General features: G+C 70.9%; 1 protein-coding gene and 1 pseudogene. One reads left to right on the top strand and one right to left on the bottom strand.

All coding sequences use genetic code 11. The annotated features are described in order from the left end of the window. Window positions 1-236 (top strand): annotated as a pseudogene (locus KVS69_RS18680) (hypothetical protein); the annotation flags it as partial. Window positions 237-245: 9 nt separating this feature from the next. On the opposite strand, the gene KVS69_RS18675 reads toward KVS69_RS18680, so the two are convergent. Continuing rightward, on the bottom strand, window positions 246-536 hold a 291-nt coding region (locus tag KVS69_RS18675; protein WP_217539473.1), incomplete at its 5' end, for a glycosyltransferase.

The following is a 536-nucleotide window of genomic DNA, read 5'->3' as shown; positions in this document are numbered from 1 at the left end:
ACTACCAGCAGATGTTCCAGCGCGTGCGGGCCAGCATGGGCATGTTCACGCTGCCGGTGTACCTGCCGGGGGCGGCGTTGCGGCTGCTTGCGGCGACGGTGCCGCGTGCGCGTGGCCCGGTGTCGCGGTTGGGGCACGACCTGGTGGCCGACAACAGTGCATTGACCCGAAGCCTGGGCGTGACGCCGCGCGAGTTCCAGCCCACGCCCGCCACCTGGCGGGAAGCAGGCCGGTAATCCGCGGCGTCAGCCGACGAAGACCCGCCGCACCGTGTCGCGTGCGGCGTCCAGTGAGAAGTGGTCGGCCACGTTGTGCAGGCCCGCAGCGGACAACCGCTGCCACAGCGCCTCGTCGCGATACAGCCGCAACACGGCGGCAGCGAAGGCCTCGGCATCATCGGCCACCAGCACATCCTCGCCATCGCGCAGGTGCATGCCTTCCACGCCGACGGTGGTGGCCACCACTGGTTGCCCGTGCGCCATGCTCAGGTTGACCTTGCCTTTCACCCCGGCGCCGAAGCGCGGCGGCGCCACCGC

This window comes from Stenotrophomonas sp. GbtcB23 (assembly GCF_019091045.1).
In the GTDB taxonomy this organism is placed as follows: Bacteria; Pseudomonadota; Gammaproteobacteria; order Xanthomonadales; family Xanthomonadaceae; genus Stenotrophomonas; species Stenotrophomonas rhizophila_A.
The sequence above is the reverse complement of the archived record's forward strand: the minus strand, read 5'-3'. Positions and strand labels throughout refer to the sequence as shown.